The organism is Micromonospora sp. LOL_024, assembly GCF_048060415.1.
Classification (GTDB): Bacteria; Actinomycetota; Actinomycetes; order Mycobacteriales; family Micromonosporaceae; genus Micromonospora.
The window spans coordinates 18,136-37,875 of record NZ_JBHMIS010000038.1; the positions used below are offsets into that span (position 1 = coordinate 18,136).

The 19,740-nt window shown below is 71.6% G+C and carries 19 protein-coding genes and 1 pseudogene; 9 read left to right on the forward strand and 11 right to left on the reverse strand.

Annotated elements, in window-relative coordinates; genetic code table 11:
- Positions 1–444: 444 nt before the first annotated feature.
- Positions 445–1,926: a GH1 family beta-glucosidase gene (locus tag ACFHWY_RS24730; RefSeq protein ID WP_416582646.1), complete on the forward strand. Its 1,482-nt coding sequence runs from the start codon at positions 445–447 to the stop codon at positions 1,924–1,926.
- 321 nt (positions 1,927–2,247) lie between these two features.
- On the opposite strand, the gene ACFHWY_RS24735 is transcribed toward ACFHWY_RS24730, so the two are convergent.
- Positions 2,248–2,688 (reverse strand): MerR family transcriptional regulator, encoded by a 441-nt coding sequence (locus tag ACFHWY_RS24735; RefSeq protein WP_416582647.1) that lies wholly within the window; start codon positions 2,686–2,688, stop codon positions 2,248–2,250.
- 79 nt (positions 2,689–2,767) lie between these two features.
- Between ACFHWY_RS24735 and ACFHWY_RS24740 the strand changes: the two genes are divergently transcribed.
- The gene (locus ACFHWY_RS24740; protein WP_416582648.1) at positions 2,768–3,391 is read left to right on the forward strand and encodes a class I SAM-dependent methyltransferase; all 624 of its coding nucleotides are present in this window, start codon (positions 2,768–2,770) and stop codon (positions 3,389–3,391) included.
- Positions 3,392–3,454: 63 nt separating this feature from the next.
- Here the strand turns inward: ACFHWY_RS24740 and ACFHWY_RS24745 are convergent, their stop codons facing one another.
- The 3 genes from ACFHWY_RS24745 to ACFHWY_RS24755 all read right to left on the reverse strand — a co-directional run bounded on the left by ACFHWY_RS24745 (position 3,455) and on the right by ACFHWY_RS24755 (position 7,892).
- The gene (locus tag ACFHWY_RS24745) at positions 3,455–3,868 is read right to left on the reverse strand and encodes a roadblock/LC7 domain-containing protein (RefSeq protein WP_416582664.1); all 414 of its coding nucleotides are present in this window, start codon (positions 3,866–3,868) and stop codon (positions 3,455–3,457) included.
- Between the two features lie 5 nt (positions 3,869–3,873).
- Complete coding sequence (locus ACFHWY_RS24750) at positions 3,874–6,381, reverse strand: nitrate- and nitrite sensing domain-containing protein (protein ID WP_416582649.1); 2,508 nt, start codon at positions 6,379–6,381, stop codon at positions 3,874–3,876.
- A gap of 125 nt (positions 6,382–6,506) precedes the next feature.
- On the reverse strand, positions 6,507–7,892 hold the full coding sequence (locus ACFHWY_RS24755) for an FGGY family carbohydrate kinase (RefSeq protein WP_416582650.1): 1,386 nt from the start codon (positions 7,890–7,892) through the stop codon (positions 6,507–6,509).
- 256 nt (positions 7,893–8,148) lie between these two features.
- On the opposite strand from ACFHWY_RS24755, the gene ACFHWY_RS24760 reads away from it, so the two are divergent.
- On the forward strand, positions 8,149–10,065 hold the full coding sequence (locus ACFHWY_RS24760; RefSeq protein WP_416582651.1) for an anthranilate synthase family protein: 1,917 nt from the start codon (positions 8,149–8,151) through the stop codon (positions 10,063–10,065).
- Positions 10,066–10,171: 106 nt separating this feature from the next.
- Here the strand turns inward: ACFHWY_RS24760 and ACFHWY_RS24765 are convergent.
- Positions 10,172–10,694 (reverse strand): annotated as a pseudogene (locus ACFHWY_RS24765) (flavodoxin family protein).
- A 145-nt stretch (positions 10,695–10,839) separates the two neighbouring features.
- Here ACFHWY_RS24765 and ACFHWY_RS24770 point away from each other — a divergent pair.
- The 3 genes from ACFHWY_RS24770 to ACFHWY_RS24780 all read left to right on the forward strand — a co-directional run bounded on the left by ACFHWY_RS24770 (position 10,840) and on the right by ACFHWY_RS24780 (position 13,361).
- A complete protein-coding gene (locus tag ACFHWY_RS24770) occupies positions 10,840–11,328 on the forward strand; it encodes a GNAT family N-acetyltransferase (RefSeq protein WP_416582652.1) in 489 nt (162 codons plus the stop codon).
- Positions 11,329–11,373: 45 nt separating this feature from the next.
- Positions 11,374–11,961, forward strand: a complete 588-nt coding sequence (locus ACFHWY_RS24775) for an HAD family hydrolase (RefSeq protein ID WP_416582665.1) — start codon at positions 11,374–11,376, stop codon at positions 11,959–11,961.
- 329 nt (positions 11,962–12,290) lie between these two features.
- A complete protein-coding gene (locus tag ACFHWY_RS24780; RefSeq protein ID WP_416582666.1) occupies positions 12,291–13,361 on the forward strand; it encodes a winged helix DNA-binding domain-containing protein in 1,071 nt (356 codons plus the stop codon).
- Positions 13,362–13,534: 173 nt separating this feature from the next.
- Here the strand turns inward: ACFHWY_RS24780 and ACFHWY_RS24785 are convergent, their stop codons facing one another.
- Entirely contained in the window at positions 13,535–13,690 is a 156-nt protein-coding gene (locus tag ACFHWY_RS24785; protein WP_416582653.1) for a hypothetical protein, read from the reverse strand.
- A gap of 208 nt (positions 13,691–13,898) precedes the next feature.
- Positions 13,899–14,600, reverse strand: a complete 702-nt coding sequence (locus ACFHWY_RS24790) for an SDR family oxidoreductase (RefSeq protein WP_416582654.1) — start codon at positions 14,598–14,600, stop codon at positions 13,899–13,901.
- A 140-nt stretch (positions 14,601–14,740) separates the two neighbouring features.
- Here ACFHWY_RS24790 and ACFHWY_RS24795 point away from each other — a divergent pair, with 140 nt between their 5' ends.
- The 3 genes from ACFHWY_RS24795 to ACFHWY_RS24805 all read left to right on the forward strand — a co-directional run bounded on the left by ACFHWY_RS24795 (position 14,741) and on the right by ACFHWY_RS24805 (position 16,744).
- Entirely contained in the window at positions 14,741–15,598 is an 858-nt protein-coding gene (locus ACFHWY_RS24795) for a helix-turn-helix transcriptional regulator (protein ID WP_416582655.1), read from the forward strand.
- A 391-nt stretch (positions 15,599–15,989) separates the two neighbouring features.
- Positions 15,990–16,421 (forward strand): hypothetical protein, encoded by a 432-nt coding sequence (locus ACFHWY_RS24800; RefSeq protein ID WP_416582667.1) that lies wholly within the window; start codon positions 15,990–15,992, stop codon positions 16,419–16,421.
- A 47-nt stretch (positions 16,422–16,468) separates the two neighbouring features.
- Positions 16,469–16,744: a hypothetical protein gene (locus tag ACFHWY_RS24805; protein ID WP_416582656.1), complete on the forward strand. Its 276-nt coding sequence runs from the start codon at positions 16,469–16,471 to the stop codon at positions 16,742–16,744.
- 138 nt (positions 16,745–16,882) lie between these two features.
- Here ACFHWY_RS24805 and ACFHWY_RS24810 read toward each other — a convergent pair whose 3' ends face one another.
- The 4 genes from ACFHWY_RS24810 to ACFHWY_RS24825 all read right to left on the reverse strand — a co-directional run.
- Positions 16,883–17,557 carry an HAD family hydrolase gene (locus tag ACFHWY_RS24810; protein ID WP_416582668.1) on the reverse strand — a complete coding sequence of 225 codons (675 nt, stop codon included), beginning with the start codon at positions 17,555–17,557 and terminating at the stop codon, positions 16,883–16,885.
- 101 nt (positions 17,558–17,658) lie between these two features.
- Positions 17,659–18,339 (reverse strand): acetyltransferase, encoded by a 681-nt coding sequence (locus ACFHWY_RS24815; RefSeq protein WP_416582657.1) that lies wholly within the window; start codon positions 18,337–18,339, stop codon positions 17,659–17,661.
- A 1-nt stretch (position 18,340) separates the two neighbouring features.
- Complete coding sequence (locus ACFHWY_RS24820) at positions 18,341–18,676, reverse strand: hypothetical protein (RefSeq protein ID WP_416582658.1); 336 nt, start codon at positions 18,674–18,676, stop codon at positions 18,341–18,343.
- Between the two features lie 251 nt (positions 18,677–18,927).
- Positions 18,928–19,740 (reverse strand): TetR/AcrR family transcriptional regulator (locus ACFHWY_RS24825; RefSeq protein WP_416582659.1); only part of this gene is annotated, 813 nt, incomplete at its 5' end.

The window sequence follows — 19,740 nt, forward strand, 5'->3', positions numbered from 1 at the left end:
TCGCGTGGCCCGGCTCCCGCGCGACACGCACTACTGGGACGCCAATCCGAACGTGCGTGTACCGCAACACGGTGGGGACGGGGGTTGCCCTCCCCCGTCCCCACACTAAACCCCCGTTCACGATGGGAAAAGAGGCCGACGGGTCAGTCGCGCATAACCCGCGCGCCCCGCACGGCAGTCGACCCGCCCGCCGACCGCCATCCGCGACGCCCCGCCGACCGCCCGGGCGCGCATCGCCGGTCCGCCCGCGGATCTCGGCGCACCCGGTTCCGCCGCACCCGACGCGCCCAACCGGCCCAGCGTCTTCCCACCCAGCCACTTCCCTGCCGCCGCGGCCTCTGTCCGCCCTGCGACGAACGGAGCCCGGCGAAGACCGCCCACCCTTTACCCTGTGTTGGGAGCGCTCCCGGGCCCAGGCGGTCAACCCATCCACGAGGAGAACCAATGTCGATACTCACCCGGCGGCACCTGCTGCGCCACGCCGCGCTCTCGGCCACTGCCGCCACCCCGGCCGGCGCAGCCCTCGGCACCACGGTCGTCGCCGCTCTCGGTGGCTGCCAGCCCGGCGACCCCGCGGATCGCACTGCCACGGCCTCGGACCCCGCCGCCCGCCTGTCCTTTCCGCCCGACTTCGGTTGGGGCGCGGCCACCTCCGCGTACCAGATCGAAGGCGCCGCCAAGGAGGACGGCCGCGGCGAGTCGGTCTGGGACACCTTCAGCCGCACGCCCGGACGCACCCGCAACGGCGACACCGGAGACGTCGCCGCGGACCACTACCACCGATACGACGACGACCTCGATCTGATGCGCGACCTGGGGCTGCGCAGCTACCGGTTCTCCATCTCCTGGCCGCGCATCCAGCCCGACGGCACCGGCGCCGCCAACCAACGCGGACTCGACTTCTACCGCCGCCTCGTCGACGGCCTGCACGAGCGCGGCATCGCCCCGATGGCCACACTGTTCCACTGGGACCTGCCGCAGACCCTGCAGGATGCCGGCGGCTGGGAGTCCCGCGACGTCGCCTACCGTTTCGCGGACTACGCCGCCACCGTCTTCGCCGCCCTCGGTGACCGGGTGCCGGTCTGGCTCACCATCAACGAACCGAAGACCGTCGTGCAGAACGGCTACCTCTCCGGGCACCACGCCCCCGGCCGGCAGGATCCGGACGCCGCCTACCTCGTCGCCCACCACCTGCAGCTCGCTCACGGCCTCGCCGTACGCGCCCTGCGCGCCACCGGCGGCACCGGTCGCATCGGCCCGGCCTTCAACCTGCATCCCTGCTACCCTGCCGACGACTCCCCCGCCGCCACCGGGGCCGCCCGTCTCTACGACGGTTACGAAAACCGCCTCTACCTCGACTCCGCGCTGACCGGCAGCTACCCCGAGGACGTCCTGGCCGACCTCGGCCCGGACAGCCAGATGGTCCGCGGCATCCGCGACGGGGACCTGAAGATCATCTCCAGCCCGATCGACCTGCTCGCCGTGCAGTACTACACCCCGATCTACGTCACTGCGAGCGGCGGCACCGAGCGCCGGTGGCCCACCTCCGAGGCCGAATGGCAGCAGATCTACCCGGACGGCATGTACGACATGCTGACCCGGGTCACCCGGGACTACGGTCCCATCCCGCTCACCGTCACCGAGAACGGCCTGCCCACCCCTGACGTGCTCGCCGACGACGGCACCGTCGACGACGCCGGCCGGGTCACCTTCCTACGCGACCACCTCGCCGCCGCCCACCGCGCGATCACCGACGGGGTGCCGCTGGAGAGCTTCCACGTCTGGTCACTGCTCGACAACTTCGAGTGGGCCGAGGGCTACGAGCAGCGCTGGGGACTGATCTACGTCGACTACCCCACGCAGCGGCGGGTGTTCAAGCGCAGCGCCCACTGGTACCGCAAGGTCATCGCCGACAACGCGCTCTGACACGCAGGGAAGGGCCCTTGTCAACGCCGGGTGTATAGGAAGGGCCCCCTCCTAACATCCACATCCTGGCCGACACGGCCCACCGATCGCCTCGCCGGGCGTGGTCACCCTCGCCGAACCGGCTCGCCGACGGCCACCGGCCGTCGGCGAGCCGCACCACCAGCACCGCCGCGGATGGTGCTTGCCCTAGACTCCGCTGGGGTTACACCCGGCGAGGCGCCGTTCGTGTTCAGTGGCATCGTCGCCGTGGCCGCCACCGTCGCCTGGTGGGTCGCCTCCCGCCCGGCCGGCCCCGACACCGCCCTCGGCCTACGCTGACGGCTAGTGCTGCGGCGGCCACGGTTCGTCATCGTCCGGTAGCCCGGCAGGTAGGCGGGCGGTCACCTTCGCCCGCATCCGGGGACAGACGGTGATGTCCTCGGCGTCGCATTCCGCCGCGTGCTCGATGATGGCCAACGACTCCTGCGCCGCCGCGATCCGGCTACGCAGCAGGTCACCGTGCCGCTGGTACAGGGCCCTCCGCGCCTGCCTGTCGGCCGCCTCGGCGAGCAGGTAGCGAGTCTGCTCCAGGGTCAGCCCCGCCTCCTTGGCGAGCAGGACGAGGGCGATCCGGGTCACGTCGGCCGAGCCGTACAGGCGCCGTCCACCGGGGGCCCTTGCCGGCGTCAGCAACCCCATCTCCTCCCAGTGCCGCAACACGTGCGGGGCCAGCCCGTACCATGCCGCCAGTTCGCCGATGGCCAACTCCCGCCTTGACTTCATGTGGACATGAAGATGCACCGTTGCCGGTGATGTCAAGCATCCGGAACCAGTCCGGGTGAACAACCGGCAGGAGATAGATGTGTCACTCGCCAAGCGGCTGCACGCCGCCGTACACCCGTCCCACCACACCGGCTTCGACCGGCGCCGCAGCCTCTCCTACGACCGGATGTCCCGTTGGGCGCTACGCGGCCTGTACCGGCGGGTCGCCGCCGAGGTCGCGGCCGTCGCACCGGAGTCGGCGACGATCCTGGACGTCGGCACCGGTCCTGGACGGCTGCTGCACGAACTCGCCGGCGGCCGCCCCGACCTCACGCTGGCCGGGGTCGACCCGTCCCCGCACATGATCCGGGTGGCCGAGCAGGCCGCGGCGAGCCGTGCGCTGGGACACCGCGTCCGGTTCCAGGTCGCCGACGTGGCGGACCTGCCACATCCCGACGGCAGCGTCGACGTGGTCATCTCGACGCTGAGCCTGCACCACTGGCCAGACCTCCCGGCGGCGGCCACCCAACTGGCCCGGGTCCTGCGTCCCGGCGGCCGGCTCATGATCTACGACTTCCGGTTCGCCCCACTCGACAGGGCGCTCGTCGCCCTGCGGGAACAGGGTGCCTTCGCGCCGGCAGACGTCACCAGTACGCCGGTGCGCGCCGGCTGGTGTCCGGTGAGGGTGTTCGCCAGGGTGAGCACGTCGAGCACCTCGGAGTGAGCCGAGCACCTCGGGGTGACCGGCACGTCGGAAGGTGATCCGCCGCCTTGCTGCCCCGCCGGCTCAGCGGGGCAGCGCCTGCTGGAGTTCGGCTCGCAGCGCGGGCGTCAACATCTCGCCTGCCTGCTTGGCCAGCCGGGCCATCTCGTAGCCCACCACACCGATGTCTGCGTCCGACGCGGCCAGGGTGGCCAGGATCGAACCGTCGCGTACCTGCATCACCAGGAAGTAGCCGCGCCCCATCTCGACCACGGTCTGCTTGACGATGTCTCCGTCGAACATCTGCGCCGCACCGGCGGTGATGCTCATCAGCCCCGAGGTGACCGCAGCGAGCTTGTCGGCGTGGTCACGCGGCAGGTGATCGGAGATCGCGACCAGCAAGCCGTCGGAGGAGACCACCACCGCGTGCGCCACTCCCGGCACCCGATCCGCGAAAGCGCCGACCAGCCAGCTCAGATCCCGAGCCTCCTGCGACATCGTGGTCACTTAGGTCCTCCTTCGCTCCATGCCCCGGGCGGTACGGGTATCTCCGTGGTCTCCTCGGCTTCGGCCTGCCGGACACCGCTGTACAACCTGGACAGCATCCCGCCGACCGCATCCGGGTCCGGGTCGTGCCGGGCGGCCCGTTGCTGCTCCGGGCGGGCCGGCTGGGTCACGGCGCTCAGCTGCGCCATCGGCGTCCGGATCGGCAGGCCCCGCTCGTTCGTCCCGGCGGTCACCGGCACCGCCGGCGGCGCTGGCATTCCGGCGCCCACCGCCGGCACGGTCGACGACGGTCCCTCCCGGGACCACCAGCCGCCGCTGGCAGCCGGCACCGCCGGCGCGAGCACGTCCTCCGGGCGTACCGGCACCGGGTGAGCCTGGCGCGGCACCGTACTCGGTCTCCGCCCGGCCACCGGTAGCTCCGCCGCACTCGGATGTCGGGTCGCGGCCGGCGGGGCTGTGGCGGTGGGCAGCCCGCGCGGCGAGGGCGCCGGGTCCAGGCTCGGCGGCGGCGCGGGTGCCAGCAGCGTCCCGGGCAGGCGGACCCGGGCTACCAGCCCGCCGGCCCCGCCGTGCAACCGGACGTCGATCCCCTGCCGGGCCGCCAGGTGGCTGACCACGAACAGACCCATCCGCTCGACCGTCGCCACGTCCGCGGCCGGCGGTGCGGCCAGGACGGCGTTCGCCTCGGCCAGCGCCGCGGGACTCATGCCAAGACCCTGGTCGGCGATCTCGATCACCGCTCCGGGACCGTCGACCCGGCCCATCACCTGCACGACGGTGTCCGGCCGGGAGAACGCGGTGGCGTTCTCCAGCAGTTCGGCGAGCAGGTGCACCAACTCGCCCACCGCGTGCCCGACGACGTGCAGGTCCGCCACCGCCTCGTGCCGTACCCGCTGGTACTGCTCGATCTCGGCGCTGGCCGCCAGCAGCACCGCGCTCAGCCCGATCGGCCGGTTCCACCGGCGGGTCGACTCCGTGCCGGCCAGCACCAGCAGGCTCTCGTCGTTGCGTCGCATGCGCGCGGCGAGGTGGTCGAGCTTGAACAGGTTCTCCAGCTGCTCGGGGTCGCCCTCCTCGCGCTCCAGCTCGTCGAGCAGCTCTAGTTGCCGCTCCACCAGCACCTGGCTACGGCGGGCGAGGTTGACGAACATCGCGTTGACGTTGCGCCGCATGTTCGCCTGGTCGACCGCCACCCCGACGGCGCTGCGGTGCACCGCGACGAACGCCTCGGCCAGCTCGCCGATCTCGTCCATCGAACGTACGACTGCCGGGGCGACCTCGATCTGCGGTGCACCACTGGAAACCGACCGCAGCCGGGCCAACGCGTCGGGCAACTCGATCTGCGCGATACGCAGTGCCTGCGACCGCAGCAGCCGGATCGACCGGGCCAGCGACCGGCCGATCAGCACCGAGATCAGCACCGCGACCATCAGGACAGTGATAATCACGCTGACCACCAGCAGCGTCTCGCGCAGCTGCGTGTCACTGGCGTCGTCGGCCTGGCGCGCCGACGCCGCCACCACTTCCGCCTCGTAGGCCCGAAGCAGCTCGTGGCGTTCCTCGCTGGCGTTCCACCACTGTTCCGCATCCAACCCCGACGCCCCGGAGGTGCCCTGCGACAGTGCCTGCTCCTCCAGCCGCGCTGCGGCCACGAAGGCTGGATCCACACTCATCTGGTCGTAGCGGGAGACCTGCGCGTTGGTCGCCGCGATCCGGAACGCGCCGAGCGCGGTCAGCTGGCGTGCCCGCAGGTCGGGCAGTTGCGCGACGTCCTCGGAGTCGTAGCCGCCGGCCTGGGCCGCCGCGTACAGCTCCGCCCTGACCCGGGAGGACAACTCCTTCGCCCGGGCGAACTGGACATACCGCAGTACCGCGTCGGAGAGTTCGGGCCGGTCGGAGCCGGGCGTCGGTTGCGCGAGCAGGGTCAGCAACGAGTCGACCGCCCGGTGATAGTTACTGAGGATGGTGTCGTCGCTGAGTACCACGGTGCTCAGCGTGTTACGGATGTATCCGACCTGCTGGTACGCCTGCGAGGCCACCACGAAGGTGTCCCGCCAGGAGGCGTCCGCGTCGGCCAGCGGCTCGGCCGCCCCGCGCAGGGCCGCCGCCGCCTGGTCGGAGGCGTCACGGTACGGCTGAAGTGTGGCCAGCGCCTCATCGGTCTCCTCCGTGCCGGAGGCGTCGCGAAAAGCGGGCAGCTCACCAGCGGTACGGTCACGTTCCTGCTGCAACCGGTGCACCAGCACGGTGATCTCCTGGCCGATGCCGACCTGCCGGGCGAAGTCACCGAGCGTGCCGGCCTGACCGACCAGGCCCTGGGTCTGTACCCCGGCGAGGACCAGGAAGGCGACCGACGGGATGATCAGCACGGTGGCCAGCTTGGTGCGCATCCGCCAGTCCTGCAGGCGCAGGGGGGAGCGACGCCGGTGCGGTACCACCCGGACGTCGAACCGACGCCGGCGGTGCTGCGATACTCCGTGCGCCTGGTCCGGTCCTACTGCCACATCGTCCTCCTCCCCCACACATCCGCCGCGGCCCCGGGGAGCGCCGTCCATCCAACCAGGCCCCGGAGCAGTATCAACGCCCTGTCCTGCTGAATGATTCAGGAAGAGTACTGCCGGCCGCTACCCTATGTCGTGGTCGCCGACGCTTGATCATCCGTCCGGCCGATGTCGGCCACCACCACGGCATCGGCGATCCGGCCGGTGGCCACGAGCGCCGCACCGGTCGCCCCGATCTCCGGGTGGCGCCCGTACCGGACCTGTCGCGGGGCCAGCACCGTGGCGAACGTCTCGCGCCACCACGGCGAGGCGGCCATCGCGCCGCCGCCGAGGACCACCTCGGCCGGCTGGTCCACCGTGGACTCCAGCACGGTCAGATCGTCGACGACCTGGTCACACACGCCGCGCATCAGCCCGGCCAGCATCTCCACCGCGGTGGTGCCGAAGCTCAGCCCGCGCAGCTCACCCAGGCCGGCGGGGTCGCTGCCCGGTGGGCGGTCGCCGCCGAAACGGATGTTCGCCGGCTGCCCGCCGCCCGGCGGCAGCACCGCCAACGCCTGGTCGAGCGCCGGGCCGGTGGGTAGCCGCAGTTCCCGCTCGGCCCAGGCGAACAGGTTCCCGCCGGAGGAGTAAGCCGCCCCGGTGACCACGTGGTCGTGGTCGACGCGGTAGCGCCACAGGCGGTGCGGCAGGACCGGTAGATCCGCGTGGGCGGGCATCCGCTGCATCAGCCGCACCGCCGAGGAGGTGCCGACGGTCACCGCCGCCCGGGTCGGGTCGACGCAACCGGAGCCGACGTTGGAGGCGGCGCCGTCACCGAGCGGAGGGACCCAGCGCGCCTCTGCCAACGCGGGCCACCGCCGGGCGCACTCGGCGCTCAACCGGCCCTGCCAGTCGCGCGGGGCCAGCTCGGGGAGGTCCGGACCGCGGATCTCGGCCAACGCGGATGCCTCGGCGTCCCAGTCCAGGGTGCGCAGGTCCAGCAGGCCGGTGCCCGACGCCTGGGACATCGACATCGGCGCCTCGACAAGCAGCCGCCCCAGCACGTACTCGACCAGGCCGTTGAAGCGGGCCACCCGGCTGCCGGTCCGGGCCCGCAGCCAGGGCAGCCGCACCGACCAGTAACAGCGGTGCCACCAGGTGCCGGTGCGCTGGTGGAAAGCGTCCGGGTCGGCCGGGCCGGCCGCCGTCGCGGGCGACTCGGCCCGGGTGTCCAGCCAGGTCAACACCGGACCGAGCGGCTCACCGTCCGCGCCGAGGGGCACCACCGAGTGCCACTGTGCGCTGGTCGCCACCAGCTCCACCCCGTCCAGCCGGCCCTGCCGGTGCAGCTCGTCCAGGCATTCGGTGAGGCAGGCCAGGTACTGGTGGGCGTCGAGGGTGCCGGCGCCCGCCTCGTCTACGGTGACCACCACGCCACGACGGGCCAGCGCTCCCGGCAGCGGGCGGGCGCCGCCGTCCAGCACGAGACCACGCACCGACGAGGTGCCCAGATCCAGCGCGAGTATCTTCATCGCGGGTCAACGTACCCGGTGACTCCGGCGCCGCAACGTCACCGCGCACCGGGTACGCCGATCGACTTCCATACCGTGACGGCGACGCGTAGGGTGTTCGCATGCTCGCGCGAATGTCCTGCTGGTGGCCCGCCAATCCGGCGGCCCTCCCCCGCGCGTAGCTCTTCACCAACGCGGCCGCCCGACGAGGCGGCCACCGGTTCACTTCCGGCTCCCGGGCCGCCCCCGACGGCGGCACCCGGCCCGAGGAGACCGAATGCATTCGCTGACCGACCTGCTCGCCGCGCTCGCCACCGGCGCCGACCCCGGCCCGTTCGCGCTGCTACGCCGCGAGGGCGCCGACCACCTCGACCTGTTCACCGGTGCCGTGCAGACCGTCGACCGGCTCGCCGACATCCCGCTGCCCACTGCGGCGTCCGGTCCGGCCACTCTGGCCCTGGTGCCCTACCGGCAGGTCGCCGAGCGGGGCTTCGCCTGTGTCAACGACGGGGTACCACTGGAGTGCCTGCGGATCCATCGGCACGAGCGGGTGCCGATGGCCTCCGTTCTCGACGCGCTGCCCGAGGGCCCGGTCCGCACCACCGGTGCCGCCTTCGACATCCCCGACGACGAGTACGCGGCCACCGTGGCCCGGGTGCTCGCCGAGGAGATCGGGCGCGGCGAGGGTGCCAACTTCGTCATCCACCGCACCCTGCACGCCCAGGTGCAGGGTGCGCCACTGACCGCCGCGCTGGCCGCGCTGCGCTCGCTGCTGTTACGCGAGCGGGGCGCGTACTGGACGTTCGTGGTGCACACCGGCGCGCGCACCCTGGTCGGCGCCAGCCCCGAGCGGCACGTCAGCGTCAACGACGGGCTGGTGATGATGAACCCGATCAGCGGCACGTTCCGGCACACCGGTGCGGTCGCCGACCGGGCCGCCCTGCTGCGCTTCCTCGCCGACACCAAGGAGACCGAGGAGCTGTACATGGTCCTCGACGAGGAGCTGAAGATGATGGCCACCGTCGCTGAGCAGGGTGGGCAGGTGGTCGGTCCGTACCTGAAGGAGATGTCGCACCTGGCGCACACCGAGTACCTGCTCGCCGGGCGTGGCTCGAAGGACGTCTGCGACGTGCTGCGGGAGACGATGTTCGCCCCGACCGTGACCGGAAGCCCGATGGAGAACGCCTGCCGGGTGATCGCCCGGCACGAACGCATCGGACGCCGCTACTACTCTGGGGTGCTCGCCCTGCTCGGCCACGACGACAGTGGCCGGCAGACGCTCGACGCTCCGATCCTCATCCGAACCGCCGAGATCTCCCCCGCCGGTGAGCTGCGGGTGCCGGTCGGTGCGACCCTGGTCCGCCACTCGACCCCCGAAGCCGAGGTCGCCGAGACCCACGCGAAGGCCGCCGGCGTGCTGGCCGCCCTCGATCTGGGGCCGCAGGCCGACCGGACCGGCCCCCGGCCGGTGGTCCGCCTCGCCGACGACCCGCAGGTCCGGGCGGCACTGGCCGCCCGCAACGCGCCACTGGCCCGGTTCTGGCTGGACCAGCGCCCGCCGGGTGCCCTCGCCCTGCCCGCACTGGCCGGGCGCCGGGCCCTCATCGTCGACGGCGAGGACAGCTTCACCAGCATGCTGGCCCACCAGCTGGGCGCGCTCGGGCTGTCGGTCTCCGTTCGACCGTGGTCCGCCGAGGAGCCGGTGCGTTCGTACGACCTGGTAGTGGTCGGTCCGGGACCGGGTGACCCGACCGGCGACACCGAGAAGATGGTCCGGCTGCGCACGTTTCTCGCCGAACTGCTGGACGCCGGGCACCCGACGCTGGCGGTCTGTCTCGGCCACCAACTCCTCGCCGGGCTGCTCGGGCTGCCCGTGCACCGCCGCGACGCGCCCTACCAGGGGCTGCAACGTACGGTCCCGATTTTCGGCACGCCCCGCCGGGTCGGCTTCTACTCGACGTTCACCGCCCGGGCCACCGCCGACCGGGTTGTGGGCCCGTACGGTCCGGTCGAGCTGGCCCGCGACGAGGCCGACGGCGCTGTGCACGCGCTCCGTGGGTGGGGCTTCGCCGGGGTGCAGTTCCACCCGGAGTCGGTGCTCAGCCCGGACGGCGTGGCGGTCCTGGCCGACCTGCTTCCCGAGCTGCTGCCGGCGCCGACCGGTGGTGAGTTGTCCACGGCGGGTCAGGCATAGCCGGGGCGATCCGGGGTAGCGGTCTGGACGGCCGGCGGTCCGGGCGGGTCTGAGAGCCCTCGCCCGGACCGCCGGTCCGTGTCGACCTGCCTGATGGCGTCACCGGTCAGCCGGCCAGGCCCTGCTTCAGCGCGGCACCGATCCGCACCGCCCGCTTGGCCGTCAACGCCGTCGCCCCGAGCGCGACGTGGTCTGGGGCGATCTCGCCGTTGTTGCTGGTATGCGAGGCGCCGTACGGATTGCCGGCGATGAACTGGCTCGGGTCGGTGTACCCGGGGGTGACCACGATGCCGCCCCAGTGGTAGAAGACGTGGAACAGCGACAGCAGCGTCGATGAACTGCTTGAGCTGGGCGGCGACCAGTCCGTAGCGGGTCGGCGAGCCGAAGATCACCACGTCTGCCCAGGTAAGGTCGTCCGGCTGTGCCTCGTCGACGTCCTGCGTCTCTAGGCGGTGCGCCTCCCATCCCGAGTTGGAGCGGATCGCCTCGTCCGGCGCCAGCTCGCGTACCTTGCGCAGCCGCACCTGCGCGCCCGCGTCCTCGGCGGCCTCCCGGGCCGACTGGGCCATCTGGTAGGTGATGCCGGTCGCGCTGTAGTAGATGACCGCCACGTTGACCTGTGCTGCCATACTTTGTCCCTCCAGCTCGGGATCAGCTCCGGCGACTACCCGATGCTGGCGTCGCCAAACGCCGCCGAACACTGCCGGCCTGCCCTGTGCGCCCGGTCCGGGATATCGCTGGCCGGTGTCGACGGCGCCTGACATGCTCACGACGATGGAGATCAGGAACGCGACCGCCGACGACTGGCCGGGCATCTGGCCGTTCCTGCGCGAGATCGTCTCGGTCGGCGAGACGTACACCTGGCCCCGGGACGTCGACGAGGCTCGGGCCCGCGAAATGTGGTTGGTGGCTCCACCCGGCCGCACCGTGGTCGCCGTCGACCCCGACGGCACCGCGCTCGGCTCGGCGAAGCTGACCCCCAACCAGCTCGGCCCCGGCGACCACGTCGCCAACGCCAGCTTCATGGTCGCCCCATCGGCGGCCGGGCGTGGCATCGGCCGCGCCCTGGGGACGCACCTGCTGGACCTGGCCCGCGCCGACGGCTACCGCGCGATGCAGTTCAACGCGGTGGTGGCCAGCAACACCCGGGCAGTCGGACTGTGGCGGTCCCTGGGCTTCGAGATCGTCGGCCGGACCCCGGAGGGCTTCCACCACCCGTCCGAGGGTTACGTCGACCTGCTGGTCATGTACCAACGGCTCTGACCGGCCGCGCAGCCGAGTCGAACCGCCCGATAGCCTGGGCCGGTGATGCTGCCCCTGCCCACCGGCGCTTTCCAGGCGTACCTGTTCGACTGCGACGGCACCATCGTCGACTCGATGCCCCAGCACTACACGGCCTGGCGGGAAACTCTCGACCAGTGGGACTGCGCCTTCCCCGAAAAGCTCTTCTACGCCTGGGCCGGGCGGCCGACGGCCGAGATCGTGGCCGCCCTCAACCAACAACACGGACTGGACATGCCGCTGGAGACGGTCGTCGCCCACCGGGAGGCCCGCTTCCAGCAGCTGCTGCCCTCAGCGACCGGCATCCCGGGGGTGCTGCACCACATCGACGACGCACACGGCCGGATCCCGTTCGCCGTGGTCTCCGGCAGCACCCGGGAGGCGGTCACCGCCTCGCTCGACGCACTGGGCATCCTGGACCGCTTCGACGTGCTGGTCTGTGCCGGGGACTACAGCCGCGCGAAGCCCGACCCGGAGCCGTTCCTGCGCGCCGCCGAACTGCTCGGCGTACCCCCCCGGTCATGCCTGGTCTTCGAGGACGCGGACCTGGGCATGCAGGCCGCCGCCGCAGCCGGCATGGCGGCGGTCCGGGTGCCGCAGCCCCGCAAAGGTTGACCGCCGCCGCGTCAACCGGGCGGGAGCTTGCTCAAGATGTCCGCAAGTAATCTGGACTCAGCTCTCGGCCACGCCGGAAAGCGCCATCCTGATGGCACCGGCGCCGGCGACCCCCATCGCCGCCCCGCGCCGGCGAACCTGACCGGGGGATCGCGCTCCGCCATCAACGGCGCTGCCGTAGCGCGATCAGGGGGCGCCGCGCCCGCCGATCCGGCCCCGACTGTCGGTGCCCGCGCCTATGCTGCCGTCGACCATCGACAGAAGGCGGCGATCTTGTGGCATCCACCGGCTCGACGGTGCTCAGTGGCGCCGAGGCGCTCGCCCTGCGGATGACCAGCCTCCGCCTGAGGTCCCACCCCACCGCCGCCCCGCCCGGGAACGTGGCCGAGGTGGTGGAGTGGTTCGGTGCCATGCAGGCACAGGACCTCGCCAGCGGCATGTGGTCGTTGGGCGTCCGGCTGCCCGGGGCGACCCACGGCGACGTGCAGGGCGCGTTGGAGGGACGGGAGGCCCTGCGGACCTGGCCGATGCGCGGCACCATCCATCTGGTGCCGGCCCGGGACGCCCGCTGGCTGTTGGAGCTGACCGGCGTACGCGCCCTGGCCGGGGCGGCCCGGCGACGCGAGTTCCTCGGGCTCACCGAGGCGGCGGCGGATCATGCGGCCGACGTGCTGGGCAGCACCCTGTCCGGCGGCGGGCGGATGACCCGCGCCGAGTGCGTCGCCGCGCTCGTCGCGGCCGGCATCGACGGCGCGGGCCAGCGCGGCTACCATCTGCTGTGGTACGCCGCCCAGCGCGGTGTCACCTGCATCGCCCCCAACATCGGCACCGAGCAGACATTCGCGCTGCTCGACGAGTGGGCACCTGGCCAGCACCAACTCGACCGGGAAGAGGCGCTGGCCACCCTGGCGCTGCGTTACTTCCGCAGCCACGGCCCCACCACCCGGCAGGATTTCGCCGGCTGGACGGGCCTGACTTCGACCGACGCCAAGGGCGCCATCGCCGCCGCCGGTGACGAGTTGTCCACGGTCCTGGTCGACGGCGTCGAGTCGGTGCTGCACACTCCGCTGCTCGACGCGCCCCGCGCCGATACCGACGACGTGCTGCCCCTGCCCGGCTTCGACGAGTACCTGCTCGGCTACAAGGACCGGGCGCTGATGCTCGACCCCGAGCACAAGCAGGCGATCATCCCCGGCGGTAACGGCGTCTTCCAGGCCACCGTCGTCATCGGCGGCCTGGTCGCCGGCACCTGGAAGCGCACCCTGTCCAAGACCCGGGTCACGCTGACCGTGGCACCCCTGGTCGACCTCGATCCGGCCCGACGCGAGCAGGTCGAGCAGGCGCTCGGCCGCTACGCCGACTACCTCGCCCTGCCAGCACGGATCACCTGGGCAGGATGACCCTCCGACGTCCTCGGGGCACAGCCTCGCCGCCGGTGAGTCGACAGTTCGACGCGGTCGACCCGGCGGTACGGCGAGCACCTACCGCGGGCCGACCATGGCGCGGACCTTGACTTCCTCGTCCGTGGCAGCGGTAGCGAGGTGCCCCGCCACACACACTGACTCCCGCGGTGTCAGTCGGCGGGGACGCCGGCCGCCCGCCCCTCGACGGTGTCCACCCGGGCGGTGAACTCCGTACCCCGGCGACGGATCTGGCCGAGGCGTCCGCCGCCGCCGCGCTGGTCCTTTGGGACAGCGTGGTGCCGCTGATGCGCATGCCGGCGTTCCACGAGCCCAAGCGCGCCCGCTCAGCCGGCGTCGTCGGTGGCCAGGCCAAGACCGGCGACGAGGGTACGGCTCGATCACCGGCGCGGCCGGCTTCCCCTGGAACTACTGGGTCTTCGACCCGGTACCCGGGCAGAACCGACAACCGCCACCGGGCTCCCCGCAGTGGTGCCGCCGCCCTACCTGTCACGGGCGGGCGGCGGCACCGGATGGTTACCAGACGACCGGGCCGGACTTGTCGAAGAAGCCGCCGGTCGGTCCGTCGGCGCTGATGGAGGCCATGCGGACGATGATCTCCGCGCCTTCTTCGACGCTTTGGGAGCCTTGGTGGCCGTTGAGGTCGGTGGCGGTGTAGCCGGGATCGACGGCGTTGAACCGGATGGCGGGGTACGCCTTGGCGTACTGCGAGGTGACCATGACCAGCGCGGTCTTGGAAGAGTTGTAGTCCAGCACTGTCACCCGGAACTCCACCCGGCTGGGGTCGGTGGTCGCCGCTAGAGAGCCCAGCCCGCTGCTGACGTTGACGACGACCGGGGCGTCGCCTGCTTCCAACAGTGGCAGGAAGGCGTGCGTGACGCGCACGACGCCGAAGACGTTCGTGTCGTAGGTGGTTAGCATGTCGGCCCCGGTGACGTCGCCGACCCGGCCGAGCTTGCGCGCGCCTGCGATCCCGGCGTTGTTCACCAGGACGTCGAGCCGGCCGGCATCTGCGCGGACGATGTCGGCTGCGGCCTTGACCGAGTCCTCATCGGTGACGTCGAGTTGGACGAAGCGGGCGCCGAGCCGGGTGGCCGCCTCTCGGCCGCGGTGGGCATCGCGCGCCCCGACGTAGACGGTGTGCCCGGCCTCAACCAGGCGACGGGCCGTCTCGAAACCGAGGCCTTTGTTCGCTCCGGTGATCAGTGCGGTGGTCATGAGTGTTCACTCCGGTGATCGATCGATGGGTGATGACGCCTCCACCCTCCTCGCCCCGCAGATGGACAGACAGTGCCCGCCGTTGCCTGTGGACTGCCAGTACCAGGCTGTCCGGGCGCAGCGAGCGGCATACTGAAGCCGTGAGCGGATCCAGGGAACTGGGCAGGACGCTGCGTAGCTGGCGCGACCGTACGGCCCCCGCCGCGGTGGGAGTCCCCACGGGCGGACTCCGGCGGGCCGCCGGGCTGCGACGCGAGGAACTGGCGCAGCTTGCCAGCCTCTCGGTGGACTACATCATCCGCCTGGAACAGGGCAGGGCCACCTCCCCCTCGGCACAGGTGCTGTCCGCGCTGACCCGTGCCCTGCGGCTGTCGGCGGCCGAGCGCGAACACCTGTATCTCCTCGCGGGCCAGTCGGCACCGGGCCCCGGACAGGTGTCGGCACACGTTCCACCAGGGGTCCGGAGGCTGCTCGATCAGCTGGACGGCGCACCGCTGAGCGTGTATGACGCGGCCTGGAACCTGGTCCTGTGGAACCCGTTGTGGGCCGCCCTGTTCGGGGAAGCGTCCGAGCTGCGCGGACGCGAACGCAACATCACCTGGCGGCACTTCGCCGGTTCGGCGAGCCGGATCAGCCAAACCCCCGAGCAGGAGGCCCGGTTCGCGGCGGCGTTGGTCGCCGATCTCAGGGCGGCGACCGCCCGCTACCCCAACGATGCCGGCCTGCGCTCTCTGGTCAAGGACCTGCGGGGCGTCAGTACCGACTTCGCCAGCCTGTGGGAGAGGGGAATCGTGGGCGTCCACGAGACGCACACCAAGACCGTGCACCACCCCGACATTGGAACATTCACCCTCGACTGCGACCTGCTCACAGCTCCCGGCAGCGACCTGCGCATCGTCGCCTATACCGCCGCTCCTGGTAGCGACGCCGCCGACCGGCTCAAGCTCCTCAGCGTCCTCGGCACCCAGACGCTGACCGAAAACAGCACCCCGGGATAGCCGTGGGGGCACACTTGACCCCACGGCCCGAGCCCGGCGCACCAACCACGGCTCATAGCAATAGGTGAGCGCTGGAAGGCGGGTCTGAGCGTCTGCCCTGCGGGTGGGGTGGCGATCTGCTTCCGCGTCTCGGAGACGCAAGACCGTCAAGAACCGGGTGCCCAACGAAATCTGCGCCTTCCCGCCGCGCCACCGACTGACCCGTAGGTGCTACCGGGCGACCGCCAGGTGGACTAGCGTTGAACACACTCCGCCGTCAGCGCGTACGCCGTCGCCGTCGATACGCCACCGGCCGACCCCGACCCGCCCGATCGGTTGGTTCTCGCGGGAACAGCCCCTCACCGGCGTGCCGGTTGGGCAGGATCGTCCCCAACGAGGAGGTGCCGTCGTGGTGCAGGACACCCGCGCTCTCACCCTGACATTCGAGGTGAGCGGCCTGCCACCGGTCAAGACCGAGGCGTTGTCCATCTTCGCCGCCGGGCACCGGCAGGCGACGAGGGTACGCACCCTGTTGCAGGCCGCCTGCGCGGCCGCGCAGCAGACCGGCTGGACGCCGCTGTCCGGCCCGATCGAGATCGACCTGATCCTGCGCTGCCCACCGGGGCACCGCACCTCCGACGCCAGCACGCTGCTGGGTGGGGTGTGCGCGGTGCTCCAGGACAAGAAGCGGGTCGCCAGCATCGGCCTGACCCACCTCGGCGTGCTGGTCGACGTCGCCATCTACGACGACGACAAGCAGATCCGGAAGTTGTCCTACCAGGAGGAGCCGGCCGAGGACTTCTCCTACCAGGTGCGGGTGGCCGCCGTACCGCAACGGGTTTGACCGACGTCCGCGGTGGGGTACCGCGGACGTCGAGGAAGGGAGCACCGATGTCGGAGCCGCACGTCACGCTGGACCCACGCGGGCTCGACCCGGTGCAGCAGAAGCTGCGCGGCGCGCTGGAGGACCAGCTGACCTCGGCATTGCAGGCCGCCACCGACCGGGTCCGGGCCGGTTATACCGGGGAGCCGGTCGAGCAGGTCTGCCAGCGGCTGCTGGACGAGACCCGCAGCGGCCTGCATCCCGACATCGCGGCCGGCTTCCAGCCCGACATGGACGAGTTCTGCCGGGTGGCGGTGTCCATCGTGCGTGGCGGGGCATCCTGACCTGATGCTCGGCTCGACACGGGTCAGGGCGGGACCCGCGGGTCCCGCCCTGACCCGTGTCCGCAGGTGGCGGCGGGCCGAGCCGCCGCGCCATTTCACCGGGCACCACCGCTGCTCCGGGCGCCCGCCGAGCGTGGCTCAGAAGTGGCGCAGCAGGTCGGGGAAGGCGCTCAGGTGCAGCACACCGGCGTCAGCCGCGTCCAGTTGGTCGTGCTCCAGTACCCAGGTGTTGTCGTTCGGTATGAACACCGCGTTCCAGCCGGCCGCCCGGGCGGGCAGAATGTCCGAGCGCGGCGAGTTACCGATCATCCAGGCCCGCGCCGGGTCCACGGCCTGCTCGCGCACCACTTCGCGGTAGGTCTCGACGTTCTTCTCCGGCACGATGTACGCCGTCTTGAAGTGGTGCAGCAATCCGCAGGCGTCCAGCTTGCGCTGCTGCTCCTCACGCTCGCCCTTGGTCAGCAGCAGCAGCTCGTGCCGGCCGGCCAACTGGTCCAGGGCGTCGGCCACCCCGGGCATCAACTCGACCTGGTGGGTCACCAACGCCACCGCCAGATCGTCGATCTCGTGTCGCTCCGCCTCGGTCGCCGGCCGCTGGCGCAACCGTTCCAGGCACTCCCGCAGACTGCGCAGGAAGACCTTGCTGCCGTACCCATGGGTGACGGCGTTGGCCCGCTCGATGTCGTCGAGGACCGCCCGCAACTGCATCCGGTCCAGGGTCGGATGAGCAACCCACTCCAGGAAGTCGTCGATCACCCGCTCGAAGACGACGTTGTTCTCCCAGAGCGTGTCGTCGGCGTCGAAGACCAGCATCCGACCCGGCTCGATGGCTGCCTCGCGCGTCATCCTGCGGACTCTAGGCGAGTCCTCTGCGGCAAGCGACCGCATAACCGAGGACGCCATCCTTGATCGGCTCAGGCCGGTGCGAAGACCACTCTGGAGCGGATCCGCCGGAAGCCGGTCCGTTCGAGCTCCGCCACCACTGTCACGCGGTACGCGTCCACGTCGGCAACCACCTCGTACGCCCCACCGGCGGCCAGCACCCCGACGGCGTCGGCCAGCAAGTCACCCCGGGCCGCACCGTACCGAGCCGTACCGCTCTGCCCCGTACCGCCGTTAGCTGGCTCGTCCAGCAGGCCGCGGTAGGCGATCATCGGAAAACAGGCGTCAGCCACCGTCCCCGCGATGCCGACCGGGTTGCCGCCGTCCAGCGCTACCCGCCAGTTTTCGACCGGGCCGGCCAGCCAGGCCAGCGGATCCCGGGCCAGGTCCACCCCGGCAACGACCCGCGCCGTCTCCACGCCGGTCAGTATCTCCGGCTCGGCGACGCGGGCCACCAGAGAGTCGATCTCCGCCGCGCTGGCGGCCGACCGAAAGGAGAAACGCCCTGAGGGAGTCGGCAGGGACCCACCCGTCCAGGTGGATCTCAGCCGTTCACCCCGTTCGACCAGACCAGCGAGCCGGGCCGCCGCCATCGGCGCCTCGGCCACCGCCCGCACCTGCGGTTGCCGACGCCAGTACGCCGGCAGCGCCGCGTAGTAGATCTTCGGGCCGCCGAGGTCCTCGTGGGCGGCGCGCAACAATGCCGCACCCACCTCAGGTACGCCACCGCCTCGCGCCACGCCACCGACCACCGGCACGGCGACTGTCCCGGCGTGGCACCATCTCCCGACACGGCGAATTCCTCCGGCATCGGACCCAGGTCGAACCGTTCCAACCAGGAGTCCCGACGGAGCCGGGCGGCAGCAGCCAGGCGGCCCGGCCGACGACCCGGCCGACGAGCAGTGCCACCCAGGTGTGCTCGGGTCGGTAGCCACCACCGGCTGTCCCGTCGGCGTAACCGGCCTGGCGCAGTTGTTGTAGCGGGTCGGGCATCGAGTCGAACAGTTCCTCCTCGCCCGCGACGAGCGAACGGATGACCAGGTCGGCCATGGTTGATCCTCCGGGAAAGCGGCGCCCGGGTCAGATCCGCGTGGACGCCGGAACACGGAGGGGGCGCAGAACATCGGACATTGTTCTGACCTCCTTCCGGCTCGACGGCGTGCCCGGAAGCTACGCCCCGCCCCTACCGGGCGCAACACCGTTACCCACCACCGACCACACCCGCGATCATGCGGGTTCCGGTTCCGGTTCCGGTTCCGGCGAAAGGGGCGAAAGCGGGCGAAGGCACGACCAGGCCAAGGTCAGCGTGGGTCGAAGAGGTACGCGCCGAGCAGTTGGTCACGTTGCTCCTGCGCCTCGGGGCGCAGCCGGCCGCCCCGGGTGAGCATCACCATGCCGTGCAGCAGACTCCAGCCCAGCTCGGCCAGGGTGTCGGCGTCGCGCCCGGCGGCCAGCGGGTCCAGCGCCGCGCGCAGTTCACCGAAGGTCGCCGCGACCGTCTCGGGCACCTGCTCGGCGCCGAGGGTCAACTCCGGCGTGTGCGCGAACATCGCGTCGTACACCTCCGGGTTGGCGTACGCGAAGTCCAGGTAGGCCCCCATCGCCGCAGGCCACACCTCTGCGGGCCGACCGACCGTGCCGCGTGCGGCGGCCAGCGCGGCGGCCAGATCGGCGAAGCCACGCACCGCGACCGCGACCACCACCGCGTCCCGGTCGACGAAGCGCTCGTAGAGTGCGCCGAGGTCGATGTCGGCGTGTTCGGCCAGCCGTCGGGTGGTGACCGCCGCCCACCCCTCCGCCTCGGCCAACTGCCACGCGGTGGTGACGATCGCGTCCCCACCCGGCGCTACGTCTCCGTGCTCGACTCCGGCCACTCTCCCGACCCTACCCACGGCAACCCCCGGTGGGCCGCTCCGACGGAATAGCGACTCTTCCCGCCGCCCTCCACCACCCTCACCGAAGTTGATCATGAAGTTGACGGCGGTCTTGATCTCCTCGACGCCGCTAACCTCATGATCAACGCGATCCGGGGTGGGGTGGGTGGGGTGGGTGAGGTGGGTGGGGTGGGTGGGGTGGGTGGGGTGGGTGGGGTGGGTGGGGTGGGTGGGGTGGGT

Bases quoted from the DNA above. Each gene is read 5' to 3' on its own strand.
- ACFHWY_RS24790 (WP_416582654.1), bottom strand. From the start codon at position 14,600: ATGACCACCGCACTGATCACCGGAGCGAACAAAGGCCTCGGTTTCGAG.
- ACFHWY_RS24805 (WP_416582656.1), top strand. From the start codon at position 16,469: ATGTCGGAGCCGCACGTCACGCTGGACCCACGCGGGCTCGACCCGGTG.
- ACFHWY_RS24810 (WP_416582668.1), bottom strand. From the start codon at position 17,557: ATGCTGGTCTTCGACGCCGACGACACGCTCTGGGAGAACAACGTCGTC.
- ACFHWY_RS24820 (WP_416582658.1), bottom strand. From the start codon at position 18,676: ATGGCCGACCTGGTCATCCGTTCGCTCGTCGCGGGCGAGGAGGAACTG.
- ACFHWY_RS24775 (WP_416582665.1), top strand. From the start codon at position 11,374: ATGCTGCCCCTGCCCACCGGCGCTTTCCAGGCGTACCTGTTCGACTGC.
- ACFHWY_RS24755 (WP_416582650.1), bottom strand. From the start codon at position 7,892: ATGAAGATACTCGCGCTGGATCTGGGCACCTCGTCGGTGCGTGGTCTC.
- ACFHWY_RS24730 (WP_416582646.1), top strand. From the start codon at position 445: ATGTCGATACTCACCCGGCGGCACCTGCTGCGCCACGCCGCGCTCTCG.
- ACFHWY_RS24745 (WP_416582664.1), bottom strand. From the start codon at position 3,868: ATGTCGCAGGAGGCTCGGGATCTGAGCTGGCTGGTCGGCGCTTTCGCG.
- ACFHWY_RS24760 (WP_416582651.1), top strand. From the start codon at position 8,149: ATGCATTCGCTGACCGACCTGCTCGCCGCGCTCGCCACCGGCGCCGAC.
- ACFHWY_RS24780 (WP_416582666.1), top strand. From the start codon at position 12,291: ATGACCAGCCTCCGCCTGAGGTCCCACCCCACCGCCGCCCCGCCCGGG.
- ACFHWY_RS24735 (WP_416582647.1), bottom strand. From the start codon at position 2,688: ATGAAGTCAAGGCGGGAGTTGGCCATCGGCGAACTGGCGGCATGGTAC.
- ACFHWY_RS24770 (WP_416582652.1), top strand. From the start codon at position 10,840: ATGGAGATCAGGAACGCGACCGCCGACGACTGGCCGGGCATCTGGCCG.